Origin of the sequence: Nocardiopsis sp. YSL2 (assembly GCF_030555055.1) — a bacterium.
Classification (GTDB): domain Bacteria; phylum Actinomycetota; class Actinomycetes; order Streptosporangiales; family Streptosporangiaceae; genus Nocardiopsis.
This window is the reverse complement of sequence record NZ_JAMOAO010000001.1, coordinates 4,927,805-4,953,654: the sequence shown is the minus strand read 5'-3', so window position 1 is coordinate 4,953,654 and position 25,850 is coordinate 4,927,805. Positions and strand designations below refer to the sequence as shown.

Annotated in this window: 29 protein-coding genes and 1 pseudogene; 14 read left to right on the top strand and 16 right to left on the bottom strand. The window is 68.9% G+C overall.

All coding sequences use genetic code 11. From position 1 onward, the window contains the following. Window positions 1–402 precede the first annotated feature (402 nt). Genes M1P99_RS21850 through M1P99_RS21840 form a run of 3 tightly spaced genes read right to left on the bottom strand, consistent with a single transcriptional unit; the run spans window position 403 to window position 1,588 of the window. A complete protein-coding gene (locus M1P99_RS21850) occupies window positions 403–531 on the bottom strand; it encodes a hypothetical protein (RefSeq protein ID WP_304454449.1) in 129 nt (42 codons plus the stop codon). An 11-nt stretch (window positions 532–542) separates the two neighbouring features. Next, window positions 543–1,373, bottom strand: a complete 831-nt coding sequence (locus tag M1P99_RS21845; RefSeq protein WP_304454448.1) for a hypothetical protein — start codon at window positions 1,371–1,373, stop codon at window positions 543–545. Further along, complete coding sequence (locus M1P99_RS21840) at window positions 1,271–1,588, bottom strand: hypothetical protein (RefSeq protein ID WP_304454447.1); 318 nt, start codon at window positions 1,586–1,588, stop codon at window positions 1,271–1,273. Before M1P99_RS21840 ends, M1P99_RS21845 begins: the two co-directional genes overlap by 103 nt. 193 nt (window positions 1,589–1,781) lie before the next feature. Here M1P99_RS21840 and M1P99_RS21835 point away from each other — a divergent pair, with 193 nt between their 5' ends. Continuing rightward, window positions 1,782–2,324, top strand: coding sequence for a hypothetical protein (locus tag M1P99_RS21835; protein ID WP_304454446.1), 543 nt, complete (start codon window positions 1,782–1,784; stop codon window positions 2,322–2,324). 33 nt (window positions 2,325–2,357) lie between these two features. Here M1P99_RS21835 and M1P99_RS21830 read toward each other — a convergent pair whose 3' ends face one another. The 3 genes and pseudogenes from M1P99_RS21830 to M1P99_RS21820 form a co-directional block, all read right to left on the bottom strand. Further along, window positions 2,358–2,996 carry a hypothetical protein gene (locus M1P99_RS21830; protein ID WP_304454445.1) on the bottom strand — a complete coding sequence of 213 codons (639 nt, stop codon included), beginning with the start codon at window positions 2,994–2,996 and terminating at the stop codon, window positions 2,358–2,360. A gap of 101 nt (window positions 2,997–3,097) precedes the next feature. Then, window positions 3,098–3,232 (bottom strand): hypothetical protein, encoded by a 135-nt coding sequence (locus M1P99_RS21825; RefSeq protein WP_304454444.1) that lies wholly within the window; start codon window positions 3,230–3,232, stop codon window positions 3,098–3,100. 124 nt (window positions 3,233–3,356) lie between these two features. Beyond that, window positions 3,357–4,504, bottom strand: a pseudogene (locus tag M1P99_RS21820) (IS3 family transposase). A gap of 280 nt (window positions 4,505–4,784) precedes the next feature. Here M1P99_RS21820 and M1P99_RS21815 point away from each other — a divergent pair. Then, window positions 4,785–5,291, top strand: a complete 507-nt coding sequence (locus M1P99_RS21815; protein WP_304454443.1) for a hypothetical protein — start codon at window positions 4,785–4,787, stop codon at window positions 5,289–5,291. Window positions 5,292–5,327: 36 nt separating this feature from the next. On the opposite strand, the gene M1P99_RS21810 is transcribed toward M1P99_RS21815, so the two are convergent. Then, entirely contained in the window at window positions 5,328–5,840 is a 513-nt protein-coding gene (locus tag M1P99_RS21810) for a hypothetical protein (protein ID WP_304454442.1), read from the bottom strand. A gap of 120 nt (window positions 5,841–5,960) precedes the next feature. Between M1P99_RS21810 and M1P99_RS21805 the strand changes: the two genes are divergently transcribed. Together M1P99_RS21805 and M1P99_RS21800 are read left to right on the top strand one after the other, a co-directional pair. Next, window positions 5,961–6,401 (top strand): hypothetical protein, encoded by a 441-nt coding sequence (locus tag M1P99_RS21805; RefSeq protein ID WP_304454441.1) that lies wholly within the window; start codon window positions 5,961–5,963, stop codon window positions 6,399–6,401. Between the two features lie 175 nt (window positions 6,402–6,576). Further along, window positions 6,577–6,762 (top strand): hypothetical protein, encoded by a 186-nt coding sequence (locus M1P99_RS21800; protein WP_304454440.1) that lies wholly within the window; start codon window positions 6,577–6,579, stop codon window positions 6,760–6,762. A 24-nt stretch (window positions 6,763–6,786) separates the two neighbouring features. Here M1P99_RS21800 and M1P99_RS21795 read toward each other — a convergent pair whose 3' ends face one another. After that, a complete protein-coding gene (locus M1P99_RS21795; RefSeq protein ID WP_304454439.1) occupies window positions 6,787–7,116 on the bottom strand; it encodes a hypothetical protein in 330 nt (109 codons plus the stop codon). 461 nt (window positions 7,117–7,577) lie between these two features. Further along, window positions 7,578–7,808, bottom strand: coding sequence for a hypothetical protein (locus tag M1P99_RS21790; RefSeq protein WP_304454438.1), 231 nt, complete (start codon window positions 7,806–7,808; stop codon window positions 7,578–7,580). 156 nt (window positions 7,809–7,964) lie between these two features. Between M1P99_RS21790 and M1P99_RS21785 the strand changes: the two genes are divergently transcribed. Then, window positions 7,965–8,408 carry a helix-turn-helix transcriptional regulator gene (locus M1P99_RS21785; RefSeq protein ID WP_304455793.1) on the top strand — a complete coding sequence of 148 codons (444 nt, stop codon included), beginning with the start codon at window positions 7,965–7,967 and terminating at the stop codon, window positions 8,406–8,408. 760 nt (window positions 8,409–9,168) lie between these two features. Continuing rightward, a complete protein-coding gene (locus M1P99_RS21780) occupies window positions 9,169–9,504 on the top strand; it encodes a hypothetical protein (RefSeq protein WP_304454437.1) in 336 nt (111 codons plus the stop codon). A 276-nt stretch (window positions 9,505–9,780) separates the two neighbouring features. Here the strand turns inward: M1P99_RS21780 and M1P99_RS21775 are convergent, their stop codons facing one another. The 3 genes from M1P99_RS21775 to M1P99_RS21765 all read right to left on the bottom strand — a co-directional run bounded on the left by M1P99_RS21775 (window position 9,781) and on the right by M1P99_RS21765 (window position 13,836). Beyond that, on the bottom strand, window positions 9,781–11,010 hold the full coding sequence (locus M1P99_RS21775; RefSeq protein WP_304454436.1) for an acyl-CoA dehydrogenase family protein: 1,230 nt from the start codon (window positions 11,008–11,010) through the stop codon (window positions 9,781–9,783). Between the two features lie 146 nt (window positions 11,011–11,156). Beyond that, a complete protein-coding gene (locus M1P99_RS21770) occupies window positions 11,157–12,197 on the bottom strand; it encodes a hypothetical protein (RefSeq protein ID WP_304454435.1) in 1,041 nt (346 codons plus the stop codon). 196 nt (window positions 12,198–12,393) lie between these two features. Then, window positions 12,394–13,836, bottom strand: coding sequence for a helix-turn-helix domain-containing protein (locus M1P99_RS21765; protein ID WP_304454434.1), 1,443 nt, complete (start codon window positions 13,834–13,836; stop codon window positions 12,394–12,396). Between the two features lie 218 nt (window positions 13,837–14,054). On the opposite strand from M1P99_RS21765, the gene aceA reads away from it, so the two are divergent. The 3 genes from aceA (at window position 14,055) to M1P99_RS21750 (ending at window position 16,719) form a co-directional block, all read left to right on the top strand. After that, window positions 14,055–15,353 (top strand): isocitrate lyase, encoded by a 1,299-nt coding sequence (gene aceA / locus M1P99_RS21760; protein ID WP_304454433.1) that lies wholly within the window; start codon window positions 14,055–14,057, stop codon window positions 15,351–15,353. 281 nt (window positions 15,354–15,634) lie between these two features. Beyond that, complete coding sequence (locus M1P99_RS21755) at window positions 15,635–15,841, top strand: hypothetical protein (protein ID WP_304454432.1); 207 nt, start codon at window positions 15,635–15,637, stop codon at window positions 15,839–15,841. A 62-nt stretch (window positions 15,842–15,903) separates the two neighbouring features. Further along, window positions 15,904–16,719 carry a CPBP family intramembrane glutamic endopeptidase gene (locus M1P99_RS21750; RefSeq protein ID WP_304454431.1) on the top strand — a complete coding sequence of 272 codons (816 nt, stop codon included), beginning with the start codon at window positions 15,904–15,906 and terminating at the stop codon, window positions 16,717–16,719. Here M1P99_RS21750 and M1P99_RS21745 read toward each other — a convergent pair. Next, complete coding sequence (locus tag M1P99_RS21745; protein ID WP_304454430.1) at window positions 16,688–17,974, bottom strand: MFS transporter; 1,287 nt, start codon at window positions 17,972–17,974, stop codon at window positions 16,688–16,690. The two genes, M1P99_RS21750 and M1P99_RS21745, sit on opposite strands and share 32 nt — an antisense overlap. A gap of 166 nt (window positions 17,975–18,140) precedes the next feature. On the opposite strand from M1P99_RS21745, the gene M1P99_RS21740 reads away from it, so the two are divergent. Then, entirely contained in the window at window positions 18,141–18,842 is a 702-nt protein-coding gene (locus M1P99_RS21740; RefSeq protein ID WP_304454429.1) for a FadR/GntR family transcriptional regulator, read from the top strand. Between the two features lie 133 nt (window positions 18,843–18,975). On the opposite strand, the gene M1P99_RS21735 is transcribed toward M1P99_RS21740, so the two are convergent. Together M1P99_RS21735 and M1P99_RS21730 are read right to left on the bottom strand one after the other, a co-directional pair. Continuing rightward, window positions 18,976–19,734 (bottom strand): RraA family protein, encoded by a 759-nt coding sequence (locus M1P99_RS21735; protein ID WP_304455792.1) that lies wholly within the window; start codon window positions 19,732–19,734, stop codon window positions 18,976–18,978. Between the two features lie 224 nt (window positions 19,735–19,958). Then, entirely contained in the window at window positions 19,959–20,867 is a 909-nt protein-coding gene (locus M1P99_RS21730; RefSeq protein WP_304455791.1) for an Lrp/AsnC family transcriptional regulator, read from the bottom strand. Between the two features lie 418 nt (window positions 20,868–21,285). On the opposite strand from M1P99_RS21730, the gene M1P99_RS21725 reads away from it, so the two are divergent. From M1P99_RS21725 to M1P99_RS21715, 3 genes are all read left to right on the top strand, one after another. After that, window positions 21,286–22,842, top strand: a complete 1,557-nt coding sequence (locus M1P99_RS21725; protein WP_304454428.1) for an LCP family protein — start codon at window positions 21,286–21,288, stop codon at window positions 22,840–22,842. 98 nt (window positions 22,843–22,940) lie between these two features. Further along, a complete protein-coding gene (locus M1P99_RS21720) occupies window positions 22,941–23,690 on the top strand; it encodes a cell wall anchor protein (RefSeq protein WP_304454427.1) in 750 nt (249 codons plus the stop codon). A gap of 172 nt (window positions 23,691–23,862) precedes the next feature. Further along, window positions 23,863–24,645: a hypothetical protein gene (locus M1P99_RS21715; RefSeq protein WP_304454426.1), complete on the top strand. Its 783-nt coding sequence runs from the start codon at window positions 23,863–23,865 to the stop codon at window positions 24,643–24,645. A gap of 52 nt (window positions 24,646–24,697) precedes the next feature. Here M1P99_RS21715 and M1P99_RS21710 read toward each other — a convergent pair whose 3' ends face one another. Further along, window positions 24,698–24,907 (bottom strand): dodecin, encoded by a 210-nt coding sequence (locus M1P99_RS21710; RefSeq protein ID WP_304454425.1) that lies wholly within the window; start codon window positions 24,905–24,907, stop codon window positions 24,698–24,700. 720 nt (window positions 24,908–25,627) lie between these two features. Between M1P99_RS21710 and M1P99_RS21705 the strand changes: the two genes are divergently transcribed. Further along, window positions 25,628–25,846, top strand: a complete 219-nt coding sequence (locus M1P99_RS21705) for a hypothetical protein (protein WP_304454424.1) — start codon at window positions 25,628–25,630, stop codon at window positions 25,844–25,846. Window positions 25,847–25,850: the final 4 nt, after the last annotated feature.

The window sequence follows — 25,850 nt, the reverse complement described above, 5'->3', positions numbered from 1 at the left end:
TGATGAAGGCGGTCGCCTGGTCCGTCTGCGGGTCGGCACGCACCGCACCAGGTCCCGGCGAGCCTGCGTGGAAGCGTTCACCTCAACGGCCCGGTTGATGGGCACCGCCACGCGGTACCAGTAGCCGCCGACGAGCGCGTATCCGGTGCTGATGGTGATGAGCCCGGTCCTGTTCGCGGTGACTGCGAGTTCGTCGACGACGTCGGTGGGCGGGTCTACCCCGGGCCCTGCGGTAACGACCCCAGGCGGGGCGAACTGACGGAACAGGCGGGCTAGGTCTTCGGCGGCGTCCAGTGGGCTGCCAGCGAAAACGCCGGATGTTTCTGCCACCACGTGCCCTCTTTCATGGAGAAGGGCCCACACCGTGCGGCGTGGGCCCATGAGCGGGCAGGGAGGGGAGGTTCAGGCGGCGGCCAGGCGTGCGACCTCTCGGCGCAGGCGGCGGAGCGCCCGGTAGGTGCGGGGCATGTGGATCTCGTCGCCGACGATGGGGGTAATGCGCTGCCCGTCGTTGGGGGTGCGGGTGTACACGACCTCTCGGATTAGGTCGGTGACGGCCCCCCGGGGGTGTCGAAGTTGACCCTGTCGCCCAGGTCGACGTCCTCACCCCAGATGAGGCCGTCTGTGGGGAGCAGGTCGAACGCGACGGTTTGGGTGGCGGCGCCCTCGGCGAACCGTTCCTCGGCCTGTTGAGCGGTAGCCACTGCCGGGGCCACCCACTCGGTGTCCTCGGGGCCGTCCGCCTGCTGCTTGAGGTCGCGGGAGTCATTGAATTCCTCGATCACCAGGTTGGGCCACAGCGGCGACGCCTGCACGTACTGGAACAGCAGCCGATCCGCGCCCTGCCCCCTGGCGCCGATGATCAGGTGGGTGACCTCCGGTGGGGTCAGCTCGTAGGTGTACGTGTCGACGTTGCCCAGCTCAACAGAGAACCCCATCTCGCCGGTGAGGTCACGGGGTTCGTACACCCCGGCCTCCAGGACGGCGCCGTTCTGCAACTCCCTCCACCCCAGGTTCGCGCCGGCGCCGAGGAAGAACGTGTGCTCGTGCAGGTCCGTGAACCGCTCCGCTGAGGTGATGGTGGGGCCGCGGCCTTGGCTGATGGGGATGACCAGGCCGGGGTGGCGGCGGGCGGTGAGGGCGGCGGCCCCGGCCTGCTGGTCGATGAGTGTGCCCATGACGGTCTCAGCGGGCCCGGTGATCTTCGTGCGGTCCACCGTGTGCTTTACACCTGTGGCGGCGATCGCTGTGGTGTACAGCGGGTAGATGATCAGCCGGAACGCGGACGTGTCGCTGATGCCGGTGAACGTCGAGGTTTCGGCGCCGTCCGGGCGGCCGGTGCCCGCGTTGTCATCGGTGACTTCGGAGACCATGCGGTGGGGCCGGAGAACACGGTGCGACCGTTGACCTCGAAGGCGATGCCGTTGCCTTCTTCGAGGAGGGCGGCGGAGTCGGTGTCGGCGTCCACGACGATCTTCCATGCCCCGTGGGCGAGGTGGCGGTCGCGGATCTCCAGCTCTTGTTCGTCATCGATCTCGCCGATCATTTCCCGGTTCGCGTTACGTACCCGGATGACCCATTCGTCCACTAGGGAACCAGCCTCTCACCGAAAAGAACAAGTAGATCTAGGAAAATAGCCTCAAATCCTCACATATGCCAGTGAATGAGATTTCTGATGCACATTGACTCACTGAACTCATTGCCCACATAACCTTGACTCTCTTGCGCAGATGCACAAACATGGAGAAGCAAGTTCGACGTGGATCACGAAGCGAGACAAGATGAGCACGATGGCCAGGATTTTCGCTATTGCCGCGTCAGGCTTTTTTGCCGTGGCGTCGTTTCAGCCTGCTCAAGCCGAAACCACGGATGCCTACTCATTCACACCAGAGAGGCACTGCCTGTTCCTCGTGGAGGGAATCAGCTCGGGAGAGGAAGAGAGTCGTATCCTCTCCTACGAATGCCACACGGACAAGGACAGCGCCCGCCAAGCCCAGCAGGCCAGCAGTGGCACCCACCTGATGACGTGGTATTCGGGACAAAACTTCCAAGGTTCCAGTTACCGGATCCAGGGTACATCGGGGCCGTGCGACCGAAGCGGCTACGGCTTCTCGAATGTAGGATCGGTATGGAACAACCGAATCAGTTCCTTCAAGACCTACAACCGATGCAACAGCGTGAGCGGATACGACGGATTCAATTACGCACGCGATATTTACGTCTGCGTAGCTTGTGGAAGCTCCAGTGGGTACTCGGAACCCTACGTTGGAAACGTGGCCAACAACCGCATCAGCTCACTGAAGATGTGGAATAACTGGCATTAAAAAGACAATTGGCCCTAGAAAAAACCTAACGCACTATGCCGTCGGAGCCAACGGCGTGTACCGCAGGATCAGCCGCGACTCCTCCCCCATCCCGAACGCCGTCACATCGACCGTGTTCTCCCCCGGCGGGAGCGGCCACAGAGTGGACCCCGGATGCGCGAGGTGCTGGTACGCACGAACCCCGTTCAACCTCACCGACTTCTTCCGGGGCCGGGTGTCGATGACCAGCTCATCCCCCAACTCCAACCCCGTGGTGACCTCCATCCACCGGCCCGTCGTCGTGTTCTCCAGCCGGGCCCCCGGAGCGATCGGGCCCCGCAGGGTCCACACCGGCCATGTCTGCACTGACCCGGCGACACGGATACCCATGCCGGGGCCGATCGCCGCTGACCGCCGTACCTCGATAGGGAGGATCGGCAGCCAGTTGCGGGGGCTGTCGGACGGGCCGCGGTACACGATCTCGACGGGGGACAGCTGCCAGAACGGCTGCTCGGCGCGGAACGTCAGCCCGACCGTCGCCCACAGCAGGCCTTCGACGTCGCGGTCCATTTCGCCTTCGGCGCCGGACTCGTAGTGGGCGGTGATCCGCCGGGACTTGCCGTCGAACTCCTGCACGGTGAGCACGCCCCGGCCGCCGCCGTTGACGTCCATCGGGTCCAGGTCCGCGGCCAACCGGCGCCGCTTGCGACCCCCCTACCCCCTGGTGGAGGGGAGGGAAGGCGTGCGGGCTCTGACCTGGGTTAACGCGAAGGCAGGTTGGGGGTGGTGGTGGGTCACCCGGTGGTAATGTGCTGGTCGACGTGGCCGGGCCGGTAGTGGCGGTGCCAGTCGGTGATGTGGTCGGCCCATGCGGTGGGTCGGTGTGCCTGTGCCCTGTGGGTGAGCGTGTCCTGGTCGGCGTTGATCATCACGACTTTCGCGCCTCGTTGCTTCCACTCGGCTCGCGTTGTCGGGTTGGGTGCGGTGTTTCGTGCCGGGTTTATTGGAGGCTCTGGCATGTCCTGAGTTTGGTGGAGCCGTGTTCTCGGATTCTCAGGCCACGGTGCTCGGTTGTTCGTTCTCGAACTCTATGGGCGTCAGCCAGCCGATCGCCGAGTGTCGGCGCTGCCGGTTGTGGAAGATCTCCAGGTAATCGAAGATCGCGTTGGCCAGCTCAAGTCTGGTTCGCCACCTGCGCCGATCCAAGAGTTCGACCTGCATGCGCGACCAGAACGACTCGATGACGGCATTGTCGTAGCAGTCCCCGATCGATCCCATCGAGGGCACCAGACCGGACTCCTTGGCCCGACGCGTGAAGGCCCAAGATCCGAACTGCACGCCATGATCGGAGTGGATGACCGTCCCCGGAGCTGGTTGGCGGTTGTCGATGGCCATCCCGAGCGCGTTCGTGGTCAACGCCGCCGTGGGCGAGGAATCGATCGCCCACCCGACCACACGCCGCGAGCACACGTCCAGCACCACCGCGCAGTAGACCTTGCCCTCGCGGGTGGGGTGCTCGGTGATATCGGTGACCCAGAGCTGGTCCAGGCCCTGGCGGGTGAACTGGCGATCCACCAGGTCGGCCGAGACCAGGTCCGGCCGCGCCCGCCGCCACTTCGGGCGGCCGGCGACTCCTTTGATGTCGGCCCGGGACATCAGCATCGCCACTGTGCCGTGCCAGAGCTGCATCCCTCGCCCGAGGGTGAGTTCGGCGTGCACACGCCGCACCCCGTAGACGCCGTTGGAGGCGGCATGGATCTGGCGGATGGTGTCGGTGAGCAGCACGTGCCGGACGGAGCGGGCCGAGGGGCCGCGGTCGCGCCAGGCGTAGAACCCGGACTCCGAGACCCCCAGTACCCGGACGGCGACCTGGACCGGATGGCCCTCGGCGGCCATCACCGCGATCGCCTCGAACCGTCTTTTGGGGGCACCACCTTGCCCAGCAGCTCACTGGCCCGGCGGTGGATCGCCAGCTCGGCCTCCAACTCGGCGATGCGCTTGTTCGCTACGGCCAGTTCGGTCTTCTCGGTGCTGGTCAGGCCAGGGGCCAGACCCTGGTCGATACGGTCCTGGCGCCGCCAGGCGTAGATCGTCTCGGTGCTGATGTCCAGATCACGCGCCACGTCCGCGACGCTGCGCCCGCTCTCGACCAGGTCCAGGACCTTGCGGCGGAACTCGGCCGGGTATCCACGACGTCCCACGACGCCCTCCTTCAAGGGTCACGTGGTCCCAGGATCCAGAAATCCGACTCCGAAAAACACAGGACACACCAGGAGTGGCCGCGGCACTGCCTCAAGTCCCGGTTGGATCGGGTGCGGCAATCAGGGCAGGTGGGTTTGCCGGGGCGTGCCTTCCCCGGGCACCCCGGGGTCTTGCATGGTTGAGAGGGGCGGGCAGGCACGTTCACCTCCGCGCAACCGCTGACGTGCCCATGGCGTCTTACCAGGTAGGGGGCGCGCTCAGGGGGCTGTGATGGCACGTATGACCATCGGCAAGGCAGTGATATCCGACGACGAGAAGTGGTACTACACCGGGTTCCGGTGGAAGCCTCTCCTGGAGACGCCGGCAAGCCCAAAGCCGAAACTGGAAGAGTCAGTTGCTGCGGGCGAGCTACTGGACCCGTTGGAGTCCGGGGCTGCTGGCAAGAAGCTGGCGGGCCTTGTCGCTGAGCACGGGTCGGTGACGGCTGCTGAGGAAGCGGTGGGGTTCGATCCTGCTGGGCTGGTTCCGCCACGGGAGACTCTGCGGGTGTCGGTGTACAAGGACCGGCGTGCGTTCGAGAAGGACGCAAAGAGGATGATCGCGCAGGGGTGGCGTATCCAGCAGCAGGAGAAGGATGCGGATCGCACGTCGGCGACCCCGGTGGTCAACGGTGCTCTTCTCGGAACCCTCTTCGGGGGCCCCATCGGTACTGTGGTCGGTGGTGCGTATGGCGCTTCTGTCTCAAAGAAGCGCGGACAGGTGCAAGTGATTTGGGAGCGGGACTAACGCTCTCGAATGCGCACTGCGGAGTGGGCCGGTTGGTCACGACGCGAGGTAGTCCAGGGCGAACCCGACGAAGAACAGCGGGGCCGCGACGACCCGCAGCCACCACTCAAACCGGGGGCGAGCCAAGAGCCGGCCGAACCAGATGACAACAGCAGGGGTCTTCTCGACCGTGAGGGCCGTTCCGAGAGTCAAGCTCGCAATCGCAGTGGGAAGGCTGGCGAGCCCCACGATCTGGTTGGCCGCCCCTAATGTCCCTTCCGGAGGGTCCCAGCGCCGAAAGGCCAGAACGCTCACCCACGGGACGAGCAGAGCTCCCAGAGGGACCAAGGTCCACCAGATCCATTTCCCTTTAGAAGTCTGGATCTGTTCGCCCCACGCGATGAGGCGTTCGGAGCCGATGATATCCAGGACGATGGTGCATCCGGCGAGGAACGCGAGCATCTTTCCTGCGCGGCCGAGCCACAGCACAGGGGCACCGTACAGGGTGTGGTCGGTGAGCTGCTGGCCGGACCACCACAGGGCCCAGGCGTCGGTGAGGGTGAGATCCACGGGGTGACCGTAACGGGAACACCCGCCCCCTGCCCTGCTCTGGCCTACATCGGCCACCCAGGGAACCACCGGCATCCACGCCGCGTCTCACCCGCGACTCGCGACGGCAGGAAGGACACCGTGACCGGAACACAGGAGGACAAGCGCTGGGGTCACCCGGAAGCTGGTGGACGCATGAAGCATCCTCCGCCAGGATTCTTCCATGACGACATCGCCGGGACGATCGACCTGCGCGACAGCTCAACCCTGGACCGGCTGTTGACAAGCGTGGCCTACAAGAACGCGAAGATGATTCGCGCGACCCAGCAGGTGCTCGATGCAAACCACGCGCACCGCGAGGAGACGGCCCGGCTGCTGGAGGAAAACCAGCGGCTTCGCGAGGTCACGCTGGAGGTTCTCAAGGAGAACCAGTTGCACCGGCAAGCATTGGAGAACCACACTGCTGTGGTCGACAAGGGCGGTAGGCGTGCCACATGGGTTGCCGTCGGGAGCCTCCTAGTGGCACTCGCAGCACTGGCACCGGCCGTGGTCCCCCTGTTCGTTGCGACTCCATTGTTCTGAACGACTTCGAATGTCCCCGCGGGGAGCTACTGTCAGCGGTCAGCGCGGCTCCAACTAAGGACCGCGCACGACCAGGAGGACCAACATGGCTGACCAGCCCCCCACGAAGTGTTCGGACACCCGACCCATGCCTCCTCTGGGGTACTGCGCTGAGTGCATCCGCGAAGGCGTATGGATGCGGGCGGCCACCCTGTGGGAGGGAACCGCGCTGTGCGCCCAGGACCTTGTCCACCGCGTGGGACCAGGTGATGGTGTCCGGGACAGTGTGGAGAACAGCGAGGAGGAGAGGTCCGTCAATCTCGTGCTGCTCGATGAGCTTCGCCGTGGCATCTCCTCCAAGGGCACGGTCGCCGGTTTCTAGCTGGGGGCGCCCACATCAGTCACCCTACTCGTAGGTGACCGACCCGTCCCCGTTGTCCCTCACCTTGACGGTCAGGTCCGGGTAGTTGTCCTCAGCGGTCGTGTACGCCTGCGGGCCCTTCAACGCCATGGACAACGCGAGGGTGAGCGCCAGGTGCTTCCAGTCCGGTTCCCCCGCCAGCTCCGACGCGGCACCACGCAACCCGTCCGCGACCGGACCGGCGAGAGGCCCGAGCGTGCCGAACCCTTCCGGGTCGAGATTCACGGGCAGGTCGATGGTGGCGGTGCCGAGCTTGTAGCGGCGCCCCCGGCCGACCTTGACGTACACGGTCATGGGGGCGGTCAGCTTGCCCATCAGGGGTCGCCTACCGACAGTCGGAGGGTGGCCACGTCACCGTCGATCATAGCGACCTCGTCGAGCCCCCCCAGTGCGTTCGGCGTCAGTGAGCTGGTCGAGCACCAGGATGTCTTCCCGGCCGCCCTTCGTGTCCACGTTGAGGGTTCGGAGTCGGGCCATCAGGGGTTGGTCTCCTCACGGGTGATGAGGTGGTGCAGCGAGCTGTCGAACATGTCGGAGATCCGCTGAGAGGTGAGCGCCGGCGCGGGGGCTTGGTTTGTCAAGGTGCCGAGCCAGGACCAGCCGGGTTCGGTGGGGTCGGTACCCAGCGGGGCAACCCACACTTCGGCCAGCGGCCCTCGAAAGGGAGGAACGGGTGTGGGCCTTCCCTCGGCTGCCGGCGGCCTTGCACAGCTGGGTCGAAGCCGTTCCCCGGCACACCAGGTCGTCCCGGTGCCGGCCGAGGGTCTGATCGGTGCTCACTCCTCATCATCCACATCGTCTTTCACGAACGCTGAACCTGCGACGTCCTGGACGATGGACGCCGCGACGATCGCCCGAGCCTGCCGCTTCGCGAAACCGGCCTGACGGGTCTGCTGGACCATGCCGGTGAACGCAGACAGCGCCTGCCCCCACCGCTCCTGAGCCTCGAACATCGCCTGTGCCTGCGGGGTGCCGAGCATCCGGTTCGGCCTGTAGGAGTTGGCCACTGTGGGCCTCCTGTCTGTGTCAGGGGTTGGGGTGGTGGATCATGACGCCAGGTGTCCCCCGATTCGCCGGAAGGGCGGAAGCATGCGCGAAGACCTCGAACGGGCCACAGGGGTGGGCGGGTTCGCCCTCCTTAAGAAGGCGCTGGCCGCGAAACCATCGTTGACCAGTACAGACGCGAGAAGGGCCTCAGCGTCCAGGAGATAGCAGCACGGATGGGAGTCACCACCAACACCTACCGGAACATCATCCGCGGCAAGACCACACCCCGACCCGAAAACGTCACAGCCCTCGAAAACACGCTCGGCTGGGCGCCCGGCCAATTCCAAGACCTCCAGAACGGGTCCACCACCGTCGACACCAAGCCGACCCCGCCCCCATCTGAACAGCTGAGAGTCGTAGGCGGGGTGGACACCGAGCACGGTTTGCTCACCTGGACCGAGCTCCCAGGAGGACTACGCGACTACACGTTGTCCCGAGAGATAGCCGGCGTCCAGCGCGGTGCGTCCCTGCCCGGGTCGTCTCTGAGCCCGGCCGAGGTGGTGAAGGACTTGGCGGTGGGGCTGAAGATGCTGGAGAAATACTACGAGCTAGAGGGGTGAACCTTTCGGCATCAAACAGCGCCCTAACATCGGGAGTATCACACTGAGTTAGCGTGAAGTCTGCTTTTCCGTCTCACGCATGGCCCTGAACAGGGATCACCGGCTACGGTGAGATCCGCGAAAACGTCGGACCACGAGGACGGTGACACACAGTGACAATCTTGACGGAACACTTCGTAGAAGCAGAACGGCCCACCGGACCCATCCGTGTGATCGTCACCCCCCACCTGACGGACACACCGGGCCTGATCCTGCGAGACGGACTCACTGATCATCCTTCAGCAGGGGGTCAGAGCAGGCGACGCAGCCCCCGTATTCGCCGGACTAGAGCAGGCTGAGCGCGACGCCTGGTTCGTGCCCTTCGGCTGCCCGCCCGGCGGAAACGTGTGGGACTACGTCTCCCCCCGACATGCCCCGTCACCCCAGTCAGATCCAGCCCGAGCACCGGCTCCCCGCTCATCTGGAAAGCGCCTTCATCAACGACCTCTGACTGCGGCTGGTGTTTCCCAGCACCCCGGTCCCACTTCTTATGGTGCTAGGCGGCTCAGCCCTAAGCCGCCCCTGACTACCGTGCTTGCGCATTCGGGTCGGAGGCAACCGAAATCCTTTCGCGTGCGTCCCATTATCCGACGTATCACTCGCTGTTAGATGGGCGTGCTCGCCCCGCCGAGAGTGAACCCTGTTCTGAACAGGGGACATAAGGTGCGGTTTAACCCCGCAAAGCGGAAACAGTAAGGCAAGGTGACCCACAGTGACCATATTGGCGGCGCAGACCCGACCATCGGAACACACCACCGCACAGATCCGCGTGATCGTCACCTCCCGCCTGAGCGGCACACCATGCCTCGTCCTCCGAGACGGGCTCCCCTGGGTCCTGATCATCATCAAGGAAGGCACCGCCGCAGGACTCGTGTCACCAGCCTTGGCCCAGCTCGACAAGGACGAACCCGCGGCCTGGGCTGGACCCTACGGATGCCCTCCCGGCATGAACCCGTGGGACTACTTCACGCCCGAGCTGCCCGTGCAGCCCGAGATGGTCACCCCCGAGCACCGGCTTCCCCCTGAGCCGGAAGCAGCGTTCATCAACGATCTGTGATGGAGGCCGGGGGCTTCCCCACCCGGCCCCACTCTCGCCTTCTGGTGTTGAGCGGCTCAGCCCTCCACCACATTGACCACGTCAGCGCGTAGTGTTCTTCGTACCCTCTGTGAGCTGACCTCTTGCCAGTGTTGCCGGTAACAGGATCGGCAACACCCGTGCGGGAACACGCGGTAAGTGCCGGTCATGAGCGGTAACCTTCCCTCATTCACCGAACACACACCCCGTTCGACCTAGAACAAAATTACGAAACCAATACGCTGAACTGCGCAAACATCACCGCACGGGCAAGCCGGTGATCTGGCGGCCGATGATGAGCTTCTGGATCTCGCTCGCGCCCTCGAAGATGGTGAAGATCGTGGCGTCGCGGTGCCAGCGCTCCACCGGGTACTCGCGCGTGTAGCCGTTGCCGCCGAGGATGCGCACGGCGTTCTGGGTGACGAACGTGGCGGTCTCGCTGGCGTAGAGCTTGCTCATGGAGCCCTGGGCCCGGTCGAAGTCCTTGTTGTTGCGGGCCATCCACGCGGCGCGCCAGACCAGGAGGCGGGCGGCGTCGATACGCGTGGCCATCTCGGCCAGGAGGAAGGCCACGCCCTGGTTCTCGCCGATGGGCCTTCCGAACTGCTCGCGCTGGGTCGCGTACTCCAGCGCGTACTCGTAGGCGGCACGGGCGCAGCCGACCGCCATGGCGCCGACGCTCGGGCGGGAGGCCTCGAAGGTCTTCATCGCGGCCTGGCCGTTGGAGCGCTTGCCCTCGCGGACGCGGGCGAGGCGCTCGTCCAGCTTCTCCTTGCCGCCGAGCAGGCACGAACCCGGCACCCGGACGTCCTTGAGCACGACCTCGGCCGTGTGCGAGGCGCGGATGCCGTGTTTGGCGAACTTCTGTCCCTGGCTCAGACCCGGGGTGTTCGGCGGAACGATGAACGTCGCCTGGCCCCGCGAGCCGAACTCGGGCTCCACGGAGGCCACGACCACGTGCACGTCGGCGATGCCGCCGTTGGTGGCCCACGTCTTGGTTCCGTTGATCACCCACTCGTCCCTGGCCTGGTCGTACACGGCCCGGGTGCGAATCGCCGAGACGTCGCTGCCGGCGTCGGGCTCCGAGGAGCAGAACGCCGCGAGCTTGACGTCGTCGGCGGTGCCGAACATCTGCGGCGTCCACTCCAGGAGCTGTTCCTGGGTGCCGTTGGCCGCCACCGACACGGCCGCCAGACCGGTACCGGTCAGCGCGAGGGCGATACCCGGGTCGCCCCAGTACAGCTCCTCGAAGGCGACGGGGATGCCGAGCCCACTGGGCTCCAGCCACTGGTTGGCGAAGAAGTCGAGGGAGTACAGGCCGATCTTGGCGGCCTCCTGGATGATCGGCCAGGGGGTCTGCTCCCGCTCGTCCCACTCGGCGGCGGCGGGGCGGATGACATCGGCGGCGAATCCGTGGGCCCAGTCCCGGACGTCGCGAACATCCTCGCTGAGTTCCAGGCTGAAGGCGGGCGCGGTGGCCTCACTCATGCGCTTACATCCTTTGTCGGCCCCTCCGGGGGAAGGGCGGCCATTAAGTGTTACCAAGGGTAACACGTTTGGCTCGACGCGACCCGACCGCTGGATGAACCGTGGGAGGACACCGCCCGCGAACCGCCGATCCGCGCTCGGGCCGGTCAGAAACCGGCCCCCTCGGGGGAGGCCGCGGTGGACGGCTCCGCGGTGGACGGTACGGGCTCCGCGCTGGGCTGCCCGGACCGCTCGGGCGTGGGCCCCGCCTCCTGGGACGGCCCCACGCCCTGCGACGGCTCCTCGGGTGGAGTGGGATCCCCGGGCGGGGAGGGCTCGTCCGGCGGCTCCGGTCCGGGCGGCGAGGGCGCACCGGGTCCCGGAGGAGGCTCCGCGGGCTCTGAGGGCTCGGAGGGCGGCGGCTCGGGGGTCGGGGTGACGGCCTCAGCACCCTCCCCGGCACCGGGATCCGGTCCCGAGGCGCCGGTCGGCGGGGTGTCGGGGGTCGGGGTCGCCGGATCCGGCTGCGGCGCGGTTCCCCCGCCCTCCGGGGACGACGTCTCCCCGTTCCCCGTCGGCTCCGCGGACTCGTCCGGGACCGAGGCCCCCGGCGCCGTCCCCGTCGCCGCGCTCAGCCGGGGGGCCTGCTGGGCGGCTCCGTCCGGTTCGCCCGTGGGGTCGGCCACCAAGGGGTCGGGGTCGGCCAGGGGCACGGTCCCGGCCACGGGCGAAGCGGACTCACCGGAGCCCGGCGCCGTCTCCGTGCCCGCGTAGAGCAGACCGAACGACACCGCCGCGGCCGCTCCGAGCGCGCCCACCGCGACCACCGGGTGGGCGTTGGCCGCGCGCCCCGGCCACCCGAGCCCGCCGGCCGCGGGCGGCCCGGCCACCCCCGACCGCAGCCGGGAGGCGGCGCTGCGACCCCACCGGCGCGCCTTCGCCGCGAGGTCGGCCCCCTCGCCCCAGGGGCGCCCCACGCGTGCGGCGTACCGCGAGCCCCTCACCCGCCCCGCCCGGACGACGTCCGCCACGCGCGGGACACGGGCCCGCTCGACGCTGCGGCGCACATCGTCGAGCCTGCGGTTCATCGCGGCCGCCGGCCGCTGCGCGTGGCGCATCAGCCACACGATGACCGCGACCGTGGCCGCGACGGCGACCACGGCCGCGGCGGCCGTCACCGTGATGACGAACATCGGATCGGAGCCCATGAGCCTCACCCCACACGGGTGATGGTTCCCGACCGGAGCCGCGCACCGAAAGCCCATTGATCAGAGTTTTACCAGTTCAGAACCGTCTTATCGCCTGTCGCACGCAACCCGGCGGGCGCAGGCGGGTCGCAGCCCTCGGCTCCGACCCGCCTCCGTCGCGCCCCCGTGCCGCCCCGCCCCGGCACGCGGGCGCCGCTCAGTCCTCGCGGCTGTGGTTCTCCAGGAAGGTGTACACGTCGTGCTCGTCCACACCGGGGAAGGTGCCCGAGGGCAGGGCCGACAGCACGTGGGAGTGGGCGCGCGCCGACGGCCACACGTTGCCCTCCCAGCGGGCGGCCAGATCGGCGGGCGGACGCACGCAGCACTCGCCGTTGGGGCAGTTGGACTTGGTCCGGTTGGTCGTCTCCCGGCCGCGGAACCAGCGGGACTCCTTGTAGGGCACGCCCAGGGTGATGGCGAAGTTGCGCTCGCGGCTGGGGTCCACGTGCGCCACGCACCAGTGCGTGCCGTTGGGCTTGTCCGTGTACTGGTAGTAGATCGAGTAGCGGTCCGGGGAGGCGAACACCTGGCGGCCCGACCACTGGCGGCACATGCGCTGGCCCTCGATGGCGCCGGTGTCGTCGGTCGGGAAGACCAGGCCGTCGTTCTCGTAGGCCTTGTAGATGATGCCGGTCTCGTCGTTGCGGATGAAGTGGCAGACCAGGTCCAGGTGGCGGTGGGCCAGGTTGGTGAACCGGTGGGCGGCCATCTCGTAGGAGACCGAGTACACGTCGCGCAGGTCCTCCACGGACAGGTCGCGGGCCTGCTTGGCCTCCTGGAGGTAGGTGACGGCGGTGGACTCGGGTATGAGGACGGCCGCCGCGAAGTAGTTGGCCTCCACCCGCTGGCGCAGGAAGTCGCCGAAGTCGCGGGGCTGGCCGTGGCCGAGGATGACGTGGCCCAGGGTCTGCAACAGGATCGTGCGGGGGCTGTGCATGCCCAGGGTCGTCTCGCGCTTGAGATAGATGCGCCGGTTGATGTGGTCGGTCAACGAGCGCACCGAGCGGGGCAGGTCCTGCACGTACTTGAGGTTGAACCCGTGGTGGGTGGCGATCGCGAGGATCTGCCCCTGCGACAGGGCCCCGGCGGTGTAGTTGACGGCGGCCAGGGTCTCGGCCGCCGCCTTCTCGATGTTCTCGAAGTAGTTGCCGCGCTCGCGCATCTGGCGGCGCAGGTCGGCGTTGGCCCGCCGCGCCTCCTCCGGGGTGGCCGTCGGCTTGGCGTGGCGCCGCTTGAGTTCGTCGTACAGCCCCACGATGTGTTCGAGGACGTCGTTGGGCACCCGCTTGCCGACCTTCAGGTGCGGCAGGTTCAACCCCTGGTAGAGGGGGTCGCGCTGGGCTTCCTCGACGGTGATCTCCAGCTGCGCGCGCCGGCTCGGGGGCTGCTTCGACAGAAGTTCCTCAACCGAGACACCGAGGGCGGAGGCGAGGGACGTGAGCAGGGAGAGCTTGGGCTCACGTTTGCCGTTCTCCAGGAGGGACAGCTGCGAGGGCGCCCGACCCACGCGTTCTCCCAGGTCAGAGAGGGTCAGGCCGCGCGCTCGGCGCAGATGACGGAGCCGCTGCCCGAAGGTAACGAGATCTAGGTCACCCGTCAAAGACGGTATTTCTTCAGCACCAAAGTACGCCATGCGTTCATAGTACGGAAAGAATCCAAGATCTTCACACGATTTGAGGTGGAAAACCCTTGGATCTTGCCCAAGAATCATAGTTACCGGCGGGGAACATACCGCCCAGGGCTCACCCCCTGGCTCTGGTTCGGCCTCCCTCGACCGGTGAGAACACCTTGGGGACTACACGTAAGGCGGGAACGAACATGGGCACCAGCGCTCGACGTCAGGAAGCCAGCGCCGAACTCCAGCGGGACTGGGAGACCAACTCCCGGTGGGCCGGGATCGAGCGCACCTACTCCGCCGACGACGTGGTCAAGCTCCGCGGCTCGGTCACCGAGGAGCACACGCTGGCCCGCCGCGGCGCCGAGCGCCTCTGGGACCTGCTGCACACCGAGGACTACGTCAACAGCCTGGGCGCCCTCACCGGCAACCAGGCGGTCCAGCAGGTCCGCGCCGGCCTGAAGGCCATCTACCTCTCCGGGTGGCAGGTCGCGGCCGACGCCAACCTGTCCGGCAGCACCTACCCGGACCAGAGCCTCTACCCGGCCAACTCCGTCCCGGCCGTGGTCCGCCGCATCAACAACGCCCTGATGCGCGCCGACCAGATCACCTGGGCCGAGGGCGACGACACCGCCCCCGAGTGGCTCGCCCCGATCGTCGCCGACGCCGAGGCCGGCTTCGGCGGTGTCCTCAACGCCTACGAGCTGATGAAGGGCATGATCGCCTCCGGCGCGGCCGGTGTCCACTGGGAGGACCAGCTGGCCTCCGAGAAGAAGTGCGGCCACCTGGGCGGCAAGGTCCTCATCCCGACCGGCCAGCACGTCAAGACGCTCAACGCCGCCCGTCTGGCGGCCGACGTGGCCGGCGTCCCGTCCCTGGTCATCGCGCGGACCGACGCCCAGGCCGCGACCCTGATCACCAGCGACATCGACGAGCGCGACCAGCCCTACATCACGGGCGAGCGCACCGCGGAGGGCTTCTACCGCTTCCGCAACGGCGTGGACGCCTGCGTCGCCCGCGGTCTGGCCTACGCCCCGCACTCCGACCTGCTCTGGATGGAGACCGCGACGCCGGACCTGGAGGTCGCCCGCGACTTCGCCGAGCGCATCAAGGCCCAGTACCCGGACCAGATGCTGGCCTACAACTGCTCGCCGTCCTTCAACTGGAAGCGGCACCTGGACGACGCGACCATCGCGAAGTTCCAGCGCGAGCTGGGCCACATGGGCTACAAGTTCCAGTTCATCACGCTGGCCGGCTTCCACTCGCTCAACTACTCGATGTTCAATCTCGCCAAGGGCTACGCCAACAACGGGATGACCTCGTACGTCGAGCTGCAGGAGGCCGAGTTCGCGGCGGAGGAGCGCGGCTACACCGCCACCCGCCACCAGCGCGAGGTCGGCACCGGCTACTTCGACGCCATCAGCACGACCATCTCCCCTGAGGCCAGCACCACGGCACTCACCGGCTCCACCGAGGAAGACCAGTTCTCAGCGGCTCACTGACACTGGTCTTCGTTCCCAGACGGTCGTCCCACCCCGCTTTCGTGGCTGGGGCGGGGCGGGACGACCGTCACCCCCTAGCCGTCGGCCATGCGCGGTCCGTGTCACACGCGCATGGCCGGCGGCTTGTCCTGTGTCCGGAGCGGCGCCCGCCCGGGCCAAAGCCCGCGACCGCCGATCCGTGGATCCCCGGCGCGTCCCCGGCCGCACCGGAGGAACCCCTCCTACGGTGGCGGGTACGCGGTTCGACCGCACGAACGCGTGCCCGACCGGATGGAGTCCCGATGAAGCCCGCCGACCACCCCGATCAGTTCCTCGTCACCGCCCGGCGCCTCCTCGTCGGCGGCGCGATCGCCGCCGCCGCCGTCTTCGGCACCGCTGCCTGTGAGGACACGGGCGACGACGACCCGGCCGTGGAGGAGCCCGGGGACCAGGAGGACACGGAGGACGGCGAGGAGGACGGCGAGGAGGACGCGCCGGGCGGCTACTGATCCGCGCCGTTCCTGGTCGGGGCCCGTCGCGATCCCTCCCGGGCAGCACGTAGATTCGACGCGTGAGCGACAAGACCCACCACGAGGCGCGCGCGACCCGCGCCTCCGACACCGCGTCCGCCCCGCCCCTCGCCCCGCGCCTGCTGCGCTGGGAGATCCTGTGCGTCCTGGCCCTGTCCCTGGGCGCGGCGGCGGTGGCGTCGACCATCTCCTTCGCCGGCGCCCTGACCGCCGCCGAGAGCCTCGCCGAGCAGACCGCGAGCCTGGTGAACCCGCGTGCCGTCGAGCGGCCGTGGCTGGACCTGTCCTACCAGCTCTACGCGGTGGTCTTCGCGCTGGCGCCGGTCCTGCTGGTGCTGTACCTGCTGCACCGGACCGGCGACTCGGCACACACGATCGGCTTCGACGTGCGACGTCCCGGCCTGGACCTGGGCGGCGGCGCCGCGCTGGCGGCCCTGATCGGCCTGGGCGGGCTGGTCGTCTACATCGTGTCCTGGCAGCTGGGCCTGACGCGCACCATCGCGCCCAGCACCCTGGAGGGCCACTGGTGGGACTCCCTCGTGCTCGTCCTGCAGGCCGTCAAGAACGGCGTCCTGGAGGAGGTCGTCGTGGTCGGCTACCTGCTGCACCGGTTCGGGCAGCTGGGATGGTCGCCGTGGAAGTCGGTGCTGGCCAGCTCCGTGCTGCGCGCCTTCTACCACCTCTACCAGGGCGTGGGGATGTTCTTCGGCAACCTGGTGATGGGCCTGGTGTTCGGCTGGTTCTACCTGCGCTACGGCCGGGTGATGCCGCTGGTGGTGGCGCACACGGTCATCGACGTCGTGGCGTTCGTCGGGTCGGTCTACCTCATCGGCCGGCTCGACTGGCTTCCGGTCTGACCTCCCGGGCGGCGATCGCGTCCTCCAGGAAGCGGGGGCGCGACAGCAGGATCCCGACGACCAGGTTGACCACCGTCAGGGTCACCAGCAGGGCCAGGGGCGCGTGCCAGCCGCCGCTGAGCTCGTGCAGCAGCCCGAACAGGAAGGGTCCGGCCCCGCCCATGAGGTAGCCCAGGCTCTGGCTGGTGGCCGACATCGCCGCGGTCCCCGGGCCCGTGCGCGTGCGCAGGGCGAACACGGTCAGGGCGAACACGAAGCTGCCCATGCCCATGCCGACGAGTGTCGTCCACACCCACACCCCCGTCAGCGGCGCGACCCACATCCCGGCGAAGCCGGCCAGGTAGGCGACCGCGAACATGACCACGACCGGGCTCGTGTTGCGCATCCGGGTCACGAGGGTGGGCAGGATCAGTGACATCGGCACGCCCAGCAGCGTCAGGTACGACAGCGCCAGGCCCGCGGACTGGGCGTCCATCCCCTGGTCCCGCAGCATCTGCGCGTACCAGCCGAACATGATGTAGGCGATGGAGGACTGGGTCCCGAAGTAGAGCACGGCCTGTCGGCCGATGCCCGTGCCCAGCACCTGGCGGAAGCTCAGGTGGCGTCCGCCCCCGCCGCGGCGCGGTTCGGCGCGCAGGGCCAGGAGCCAGGGCAGGGCCGCCACGAGCGCGAAGAGGGCGTAGGAGCCCAGCGCGACGCGCCACTGGCCCGTCGCCTGCTCCACGGGCACCGTCGCCGCGGCCGCGATGGCGGTGCCCGCCGCCAGCGCCGTGGTGTAGACGGTCGTCATCAGGCCCACGCGGTCGGGGAAGTGTTCCTTGACCAACGCGGGGAGGATGACATTACCCATCGCTCCACCGGAGAGTGCCACGACGCTCAGGACCAGGAAGAGCCAGGGGTAGGGCGCGAAGGCGCGGGCGACGAGCCCGACGAAGACCGCGCCGAGGGCGAAGACGAGGAGGTGGTGCTCCCCCAGGCGTCTGGCCAGCGCCGGGGTGAGCCCGCCGAAGAGGGCGAAGCACAGCACGGGCAGGGTCGTGAGCACTCCCGCACCGACGGCGGTCATGCCCAGACCGTCGGTGACCTCCCCGAGCACCGGACCTACACTGGTGATGGCGGTCCGCAGGTTGAGGGCGGCCAGAGCGATACCGACCGCCACCAGCAGCAGGAGTCCGCGCCCGGGACGGGAGGCAGCGGTCCCCCCGTGCGGGGAACCGCTCTGATCGCCGGTGCTCGGTGCGGAGGTGACTCTCATGGGAGGGGGCTCACATATTCATAGGATGACCCGATGTACTTCATGAGGATAACGCATTGCCGTTCGCCGTCATTTCCAGCCCGCAACTGGTCTAAGCTCCGGCCTAACCGATCCGTACCCGTGCGCTGGCCCAGTCATCCGGCGACCCGCCCCTAGGAGGTTACGCGTGCCCCTCGCCTCGACACGCCGGACCGGTCTCGTCGACCAGGTCATCAGTCAGTTACGAGCCCAGATCGACTCGGGTGAATGGGGCGTCGGCGACCGCATCCCCACCGAGTCGGAGCTGTCCGACCAGCTCGAGGTGGGCCGCAACACCGTCCGCGAGGCCGTCCGCGCCCTCGCCCACGCCGGGCTCCTGGAGATCCGGCAGGGCGCGGGGACCTTCGTCCGCGCCTCCAGCGAGCTCGGCGGCGCCCTGCGCCGCCGGCTGGAGCGCTCACGCCTGCGGGAGAACCTGGAGGTGCGCCGAGCGCTGGAGGTGGAGGCCGCGCGACTGGCGGCGCTGCGCCACAGCGAGGAGGACATGGCGGGCATCGACCGCGCCATGGCCCTGCGCGAGGAGGCCTGGCGCGAGCGCGACATGGGCGCGTTCGTGGAGGCCGACTTCACGTTCCACCGGGCGGTGGTCAACGCCACGCACAACACCCTGCTCATCGATCTGTACGACGACATCGCCCAGGTCGTCTACGCGAGCATCGCGCACACCGCCTACGGGCAGAGCGCGGAAGCCGCCGACCGCCCGTCCTCGGCGACCGAGGGCATCGACCACACGGGCCTGACGGAGGCGATCCGCGCCGCCGACGCCCCCGCGGCCGCCCGTGAGGCCACCTGCTACATCGACGAACTGCTCTCCCTCACCGAGGACTGAGCGGCTCACCACGGCCGGGCCGTGCGCGCTCCCCCCACCGTGCCGCGCACGCCGGTCGGGGCCCGCCTCCCCTCAGGAAACGGGCCCCGACCGCTCACTGCTCCTGCGAACCCCGCCCGGTTCCGCCCCGCGCTCAGTCGGTGCCGTAGGCGTCGCCCAGGGCGGGCAGGTGGCCGCCGCGCGCCCGGAGGGCGGACAGGCCCTCGACCACGCGTGCGGCGGTATCGCGGCGCCCCAGGCGGTGCATCCGTCCGAGGCCCGGCCGCGGACGCTCCTCGTTCGCGCCCTCCCAGCCCGCGACCCGCGAGGGGTCCAGGCCCAACAGGTCCAGTGTGCTCTCCCCGGCCGCCACGGCGTCGACGAGCGCGCGCTCGCGGGTCAGGCTGCTCATGGCCTCGGTGATGATGGCGCTGACCTGGGCTCGCGGCAGGCAGACGACACCGTCGTCGTCGGCGACGATCCAGTCGCCCCGCCGCACCGGCAGCGGCGCTGGCCCGTTGGCCGTCATGCTGATCTGCTGGCCGACCGCTCCCCCCGCGTCGTGTCCGGCCTCGCGCACGGCCACCCCGGCGCTGAAGACGGGCAGCTGGCAGCGGGCGATGGCGGCGATGTCGCGCACGCACCCGTCCAGGACGATGCCGGCCACGCCCCGGGTCCGCGCGGCGACGGCGATGATCTCGTCGACGTAGCCGTACTCGGAGTCACCGGCCACGTCCACGACCAGGGCGGACCCCGGAGGCGCCTGGGCCACCGCCACGTGCAGGGCGAGGTTGTCCCCCGGTGTACAGCGGACCGGGAAGGCGGTCGCGGCCAGCGCCGCCCCCGGCCAGACCGAGAACAGGTGCGTGCCGAAGGGGCGGCCGCCACACCGGGCGAGCCCCACCGTTCCCACCGCCGTCAACGTCTTAGCAAGCGCCACGTCTGCCTCCCACTACACCCGCGCCTGGTGCGGTCGACTCGCACCGACCCCCTCTATACTCACGGGTAACTTAAGCGTGACGCAAGGCATACGCCATGGAAACACGCAAAAATGCTACCGATGGTTACAGATAGGGCCGGGACGCCCGAGTTCGTTCACCGGGCGCCACCGGGCACGCACGAGGAGTCGTGCGCCCGTCACCCCGGCGGCCACCCCATCGGCCGCTCGCCGCCCCGGCGCTCCTTGCGCACCGACAGGTGGTCCCAGGTCTCCACGTACGACACCCCGGGCGTCGCGCGGACCGATTCCAGGGCCTCCACCAAGCGGTGGCGATCCGGCGCGGTCAGCGTTCCGATGACGTCGTAGCGCCCGAATCCGCTGGCCAGGAAGGAGATCCTGGTCAGGTTCGCCAGCGCCGCGCCGAGTGTCCCGGCGTCCCCCCGGCACCGCAGGCCGAACCCCAACTGCTCGTTGGCGCCCACCGCCGAGGGCTCCACCAGAGCCGTCACGTGCACGACGCCGGCGTTCAGCAGGCGCACCACGCGCGAGCGCGCCGCGGCCTGCGACAGGCCCACCTGGCGCGCCAGGTCCGCGTACGAGGACCGGCCGTCCTTGAGCAGTCGGCGAACCAGCCGCCAGTCCAGCGCGTCCAACTCGATGTCGCGCAGTTCCCGCACACTGCTGTGGGCGTCCTTGAACACCGACGTGGCACGGAACACCTCCGCGCCCTCCACCCCCGGCAGCGACCGCAGGTCGGCGAGTTCCTTGGTGAGGGCGGCGTCGTCGGCCACCCGCACCTGCGCGACGGCCGGGAAGCGCCCGGCCGCCTGCGCGGCGAAGGTCACGGCCTCGCGTTCGCCCAGCTCCTCCATCAACGGCCCCACCGGGCCATCGACCCGGAAGGACACATGACCGAGGACCTCCATGCCGACCACACCGGCGTGCAGCACGCCGACGATCCGGATCGCCCCCGACTGCACGAGCTGGCGCACTCTGGCGCGCACCGCCGTCCGGGACAACCCGACCCCGTCCGCCAGGGCCTGGAATGTCGCTCTGCCGTCCCCCTGCAACGCGCGCATCAGCGCCGCGTCCACCGCATCCAGCACTATGGTGCCTTTCGTTCCCATGACGCCGCCCTTCCCCCGGACAGCGCCCCCTCCTGCGGCCAGATCATCGCAGTTGTCGCGCCGGTTCACTACTGATCACGAAAGAAATCGGTTGATTCACCCCTTTGAGCGGCGTGGACAGCCCGCCCAACCCCCCATCCAGTACCTACAGACCACATAACAGACTTGTATAGAACATCCCTATGACGGGGACGTCCGTACGTACAACGACGACAAACCGCCACACTGATGTCCTGGGGCAGCACGTGCACCGGATCGAGAACCGGGACGCACCCTCCGTGCGTGTCCACAACAGGGATAGCGTTCGACAGTGCCCGGTCGCCGTACGGTGGTCGAGAGCGGGATGTCGACGTCACGGGGATCGCGCACGCGCCCCGCGAGTGGAGAGGAAACGTCGGTGACAGCGGAGGACGAGCAGCGGGACGGGGCGCCCACGCGCCCGAGCACGAGGCGGGCCCTGCTGTGGACCGCCGCCTCGGTCCCGCTCCCGGGCGTCGCGCATCTGCGCATGCGGCGGCGCCTGGCCGGGTGGGTGATCCTGGGGACCTACCTCCTCGGCATCGCCGCTCTGGCCGCGTGGGCGATCAGTCTCGGAGTCCGTGACGGCGACGCTCTGACCGTGGTGGCCGGCATGGCGGTACAGAACCGCTGGCTCCTGGGATCGATGGCCGCGGTCTTCGCCGTGACTGTGCTGTGGCTGAGCGTGATCGTGCACTCCTGGGTGATCACCCGGCCCGAGGGCGCGCCGATCGGCCGGCGCGTGGCCGGCGGGGCCGTCGTCCTCACGCTGTGTCTGACGGTGGCCGTGCCCTCCGCGCTGGCGCTGCACGGCGGCTACACGGCCTACACGACGATCTCCGACGTCTTCGGCGGCCCCGAGCGCCCCGACATGCCCCCGCACGACGCCGCCGACCCCTGGAACGGGGCCGAGCGGGTCAACGTCATGCTGATCGGCGCGGACTCGGCGGAGAACCGCTACGGCGTGCGCACCGACTCCATGATGGTCGCCAGCGTCGACCCCGCGACCGGGGACACGGTGCTCATCGGCCTGCCGCGCAACCTGGAGAACGCCCAGTTCCCCGAGGGCAGCGCCCTCGCCGAGCGCTACCCGGCGCCCTACGGCTTCAACGACCTGCTCAACGAGGTCTACCAGACCGTCGCCGAGGAGCCCGGGGAGCTCGCGTTCAACCCGACCGCGCCCGACCCCTCCGCCGACGCCCTCAAGGAGGTGGTCGGCTACAACATCGGCCTGGACATCGAGTACTACGCGATGGTCGACATGATGGGGTTCCGCGACCTCATCGACGCGGTCGGCGGGATCGAGGTGCTGATCGAGGAGCCCATCCCCTACGGCGTGCACGGCGGGGTGCTGGAGCCGGGCCTGCAGCGCCTGGACGGCCACGAAGCGCTGTGGTACGGCCGTTCCCGGATCGCCACGGACGACTACGGGCGGATGGGGCGCCAGGGCTGCCTGATCAAGTACGTCGCCGACCAGGTGGAGCCCACCACCATCCTCACGAGCTACCGCGAGCTGGCCGGCGCCACCGCCCGCACACTGACCACCGACATCCCGCAGAGCAAGGTCCCGGCGTTCATCGAGCTGGCCAACAGGGTCGCCGACGGGGGTGCGATGGACGCTCTCCAGCTGTCGCCGCCCCAGGTCAACACCGGCAACCCGGACTGGGAGGCGGTCCGCTCCCTGGTCTCCGTGGCGATCACGGGCGAGGAGGACGCTGGTGACGAGCTGCCGGAGAGCCCGTCGGAGGAGGCCTCCGACGGAACCGGCACGGAGGGCACCGACGACGGGACTGACGCGGAGCAGTCGGCCGGTGAGGACACCGAGGACGAGCGGACCGAGTGGCAGGAGTACACCGGGCTGGCGGAGCCCGAGCCGGCCGATCCGGGCCGCCAGGTCGGCAGCGACCCGATGGACCTGAACACGCTGTGCCCCTGAGCGTGTGAGACCAAACCGCCGCGTCCCCGTCTGACCACCTCCGGCCAGACGGGGACGTTCCGTTGTGGAGCGGCCACCGCGGGTGTGACCCTGGCGCGGTGACCACCGCTCAGCTCTGGACACTCGTGGCACTCGGCGCCTTCCACGGACTGCACCCCGGCATGGGCTGGTTGCTGGCCGTGTCCCGCGGCCTCCAGGAGGGCGGACGGCGTGAGGTACTGCGCTCCCTCCCGGCGATCGCCGTCGGCCACGCCGCCAGCGTGGGGGTGGCGGCGGTGGCCATCACCCTCACCGGCTCGGCGACCGCCTCGGTGCTCTTCCCGGTCGCCGGGGGCGCCGTGATCGTTCTGGTGGGGCTGTTGATGCTGTTGTCGCGACGGCACTTCCACTGGCGCGAGGTCCGCCTGTCGCTGTGGCAGTTGACGGCGTGGGCGTTCCTGATGTCGTCCGCGCACGGGGCGGGACTCATGCTGATGCCGGTCCTGGCCGGCCGGCTCGGACAGGTGCACGGCGGCGGGCACGGTGACCACGCCGGGACCGCCCCGGCACCCGCGGAGGCGGGGGCAGAGGCGGAGGCGGGGGCACCTGCGGCGGCATCGGCGGGCGGAGCCTCCGGGGTCACCGAGACGGCCGGGAACGCGTGGAGCCTGTGGGACGCGACCCTGCTCGGTGCGGGCGCGACCGCCGTCCACTCCCTGGCCATGCTGGCGGCGGCGGGCGTCGCGGCACTGATCGCCTATGACTTCGTGGGCGTGCACGCCCTGCGCTGGCGCGGGGTCACGATGGACCGGATCTGGGCCGTGACACTGGTCCTGGGCGGGCTCTTCGTCCTGTGGTCGGTCTGGTGAGCACCGCACCGACCCTCGTGGCCACGACATGTGACGGTCGCCATACACACTTCCGGGGCACAAGCGGGCCAGGTCCGAAATCTGGTGAGCCCCTCCGGAGTTATGTGTCTGGGATCAGTGCCGAGGGGGTGACCGCCCAGGCCGTCGGCACGCACACACAGGGGGCTTGCGCATGGCACACAGACCGACGGGGTACGGGCGCCGGTGGAACGGACTCCTGATGTCCGTGGCCATCCTCGTGGTGATGGCTGTGGTCGTGATCCTGGGGACCCACTGGGTGATGCAGCGCACCGCTCCGGTGTCGATGCCCTGGGGGCCCGACTGCGCCGTCACGACCGACCAAGGCCAGGTCCGCCTGGACCGCGAGCAGGCGCAGAGGGCGACCACGGCGGCCGCCGTCACCGTCCAGGGGGACTCGGCCCCGGTGGAGGCGCCGGAGACCGACGACATCCCCGACGAGGTGATGACGCGCCTGGTGGAGGGGCCCGAGGACGACGCCGGACCGTCGCTGACCTGCCGCTCCACCGACAACCCCGACCTCGGCGTGGAGAACGGGCTGGAGCCGTCCGGGCTGACGACACGCGCCCAGCACCTCCACGACGGCCTGGTCGGGCACTTCGCCGACCTGAGCCTTGGCGGCTACGAGCCCGGCGGCTACGACACGGGGCACGGCGAGAACTCGGCCCACTACGAGGGCCGGGCGATCGACATCTTCTACCGGCCGGTCGACGAGGACAACCGTCGGGCGGGGTGGATCATGGCGCACTGGCTGATCGCGCACGCCCCCGACTACGAGGTCGCCGTGATCATCTTCGACGACCGCATCTGGAGCACGACCTTCCCGTCACTGGGCTGGCGCCACTACGAGGCCGACCCCGACAACGAGATCCTGCGCCACCTGGACCACGTGCACGTGGACGTCCAGAGGGGCGAGGAGGCGGTCGACGCCGGCTGACCCCCGCCGGGGCCGGCACGACCCGGCGGAGCCCGGCCCCGACCGCCGCGGCTCAGTCGTCGAGCCGGAAGCCGACCTTGAGCCCCACCTGGTAGTGCGCGATGGCGCCGTCCTCGATGTGTCCGCGGACCTGCGTGACCTCGAACCAGTCGAGTTCGCGCAGTGTCGAGGCGGCACGATCGATGCCGTTGCGGATGGCCTGGTCGATTCCCTGTGGCGAGGTTCCGACGATCTCCGTGACGCGGTACGTGTGGTGGGACATCAGTGACCCCCTGCGTAGTCGGTTGCGCTGCGTAGTCGATGTGCGGTCGCGACGGGGCGACCCTCCGTCACCTGCCTCCCCTGAAACCGCCCCGGCCACACGGGAGGCCCGCACGCCGTTCGACACCGCCATGGTCGTGCGCGTGCATCGCTTGACCTTTACCAGAAGGTGTGATTACCCCGCAGTGAAGCACCTTTGACCCAAGGAATCGGTCTTCCCCGGAAGGAACCAGAAGGAAATCGCAACGACCGGATGGGCGAACTGTCAGATTAGTCCTGACCTGGGACTTAGGGCCCGTCAACGGTGGGACTCTCCCGAGACAACGTCGTAACTGACTCTTGACGTACCCCGGGGGGCGTCGGTGTACATTGGGTTCTAGCGCTTCGGTCCCCCGTCGGAGCGCGGAGCGATGTTTCGAGCCCCCGTCGAAACATCGCCTACGACGCCGGGTGGTTTGCCCCCGTAACCACCCGGCGTCGCCTATTCTCCGGCCCGATCGGTGAATACCGGACCGTTGCCACGCCTTGACCCACGGCACCGATTCTCCCCATGGGGTTTTGAACCGCCGCGGGCCACTGGGCCGCCGGTCCCCCGGACCCGACGCGGCGCGGCCGGCCCCCACCGGCACGGGACGTGTTCGGGCCCCGTGCGAAGCACACGTAGTGTGGTGGGGCGCGGGTGGACGACCCGCCTCCATCTCCGAACGAGGAGCGGTCAGCCTTGGGTGACTCCGGACCCGCCGTCGAGACGCAGTGCTCGCGGCGCGACTGCCGAGCGTCGGCGACCTGGGCCCTGGTGTGGAACAACCCCAAGGTCCACACCCCCGAACGCCGCAAGGTGTGGGTCGCCTGCGACGAGCACCGCGAGTACCTCAGCGACTTCCTGGACCGGCGCGGCTTCCTGCGCGAGGTCACGCCCATGGCGGAGTTCGAGGGCTGAGCGG

Bases quoted from the DNA above. Each gene is read 5' to 3' on its own strand.
- M1P99_RS21845 (WP_304454448.1), bottom strand. From the start codon at position 1,373: ATGGTCTCCGAAGTCACCGATGACAACGCGGGCACCGGCCGCCCGGAC.
- M1P99_RS21770 (WP_304454435.1), bottom strand. From the start codon at position 12,197: ATGGGCTCCGATCCGATGTTCGTCATCACGGTGACGGCCGCCGCGGCC.
- M1P99_RS21815 (WP_304454443.1), top strand. From the start codon at position 4,785: ATGACCATCGGCAAGGCAGTGATATCCGACGACGAGAAGTGGTACTAC.
- M1P99_RS21825 (WP_304454444.1), bottom strand. From the start codon at position 3,232: ATGATCAACGCCGACCAGGACACGCTCACCCACAGGGCACAGGCACAC.
- M1P99_RS21755 (WP_304454432.1), top strand. From the start codon at position 15,635: ATGAAGCCCGCCGACCACCCCGATCAGTTCCTCGTCACCGCCCGGCGC.
- aceA (WP_304454433.1), top strand. From the start codon at position 14,055: ATGGGCACCAGCGCTCGACGTCAGGAAGCCAGCGCCGAACTCCAGCGG.
- M1P99_RS21710 (WP_304454425.1), bottom strand. From the start codon at position 24,907: ATGTCCCACCACACGTACCGCGTCACGGAGATCGTCGGAACCTCGCCA.
- M1P99_RS21800 (WP_304454440.1), top strand. From the start codon at position 6,577: ATGCGGGCGGCCACCCTGTGGGAGGGAACCGCGCTGTGCGCCCAGGAC.
- M1P99_RS21775 (WP_304454436.1), bottom strand. From the start codon at position 11,010: ATGAGTGAGGCCACCGCGCCCGCCTTCAGCCTGGAACTCAGCGAGGAT.
- M1P99_RS21715 (WP_304454426.1), top strand. From the start codon at position 23,863: ATGGCACACAGACCGACGGGGTACGGGCGCCGGTGGAACGGACTCCTG.
- M1P99_RS21835 (WP_304454446.1), top strand. From the start codon at position 1,782: ATGAGCACGATGGCCAGGATTTTCGCTATTGCCGCGTCAGGCTTTTTT.
- M1P99_RS21745 (WP_304454430.1), bottom strand. From the start codon at position 17,974: ATGAGAGTCACCTCCGCACCGAGCACCGGCGATCAGAGCGGTTCCCCG.
- M1P99_RS21795 (WP_304454439.1), bottom strand. From the start codon at position 7,116: ATGGGCAAGCTGACCGCCCCCATGACCGTGTACGTCAAGGTCGGCCGG.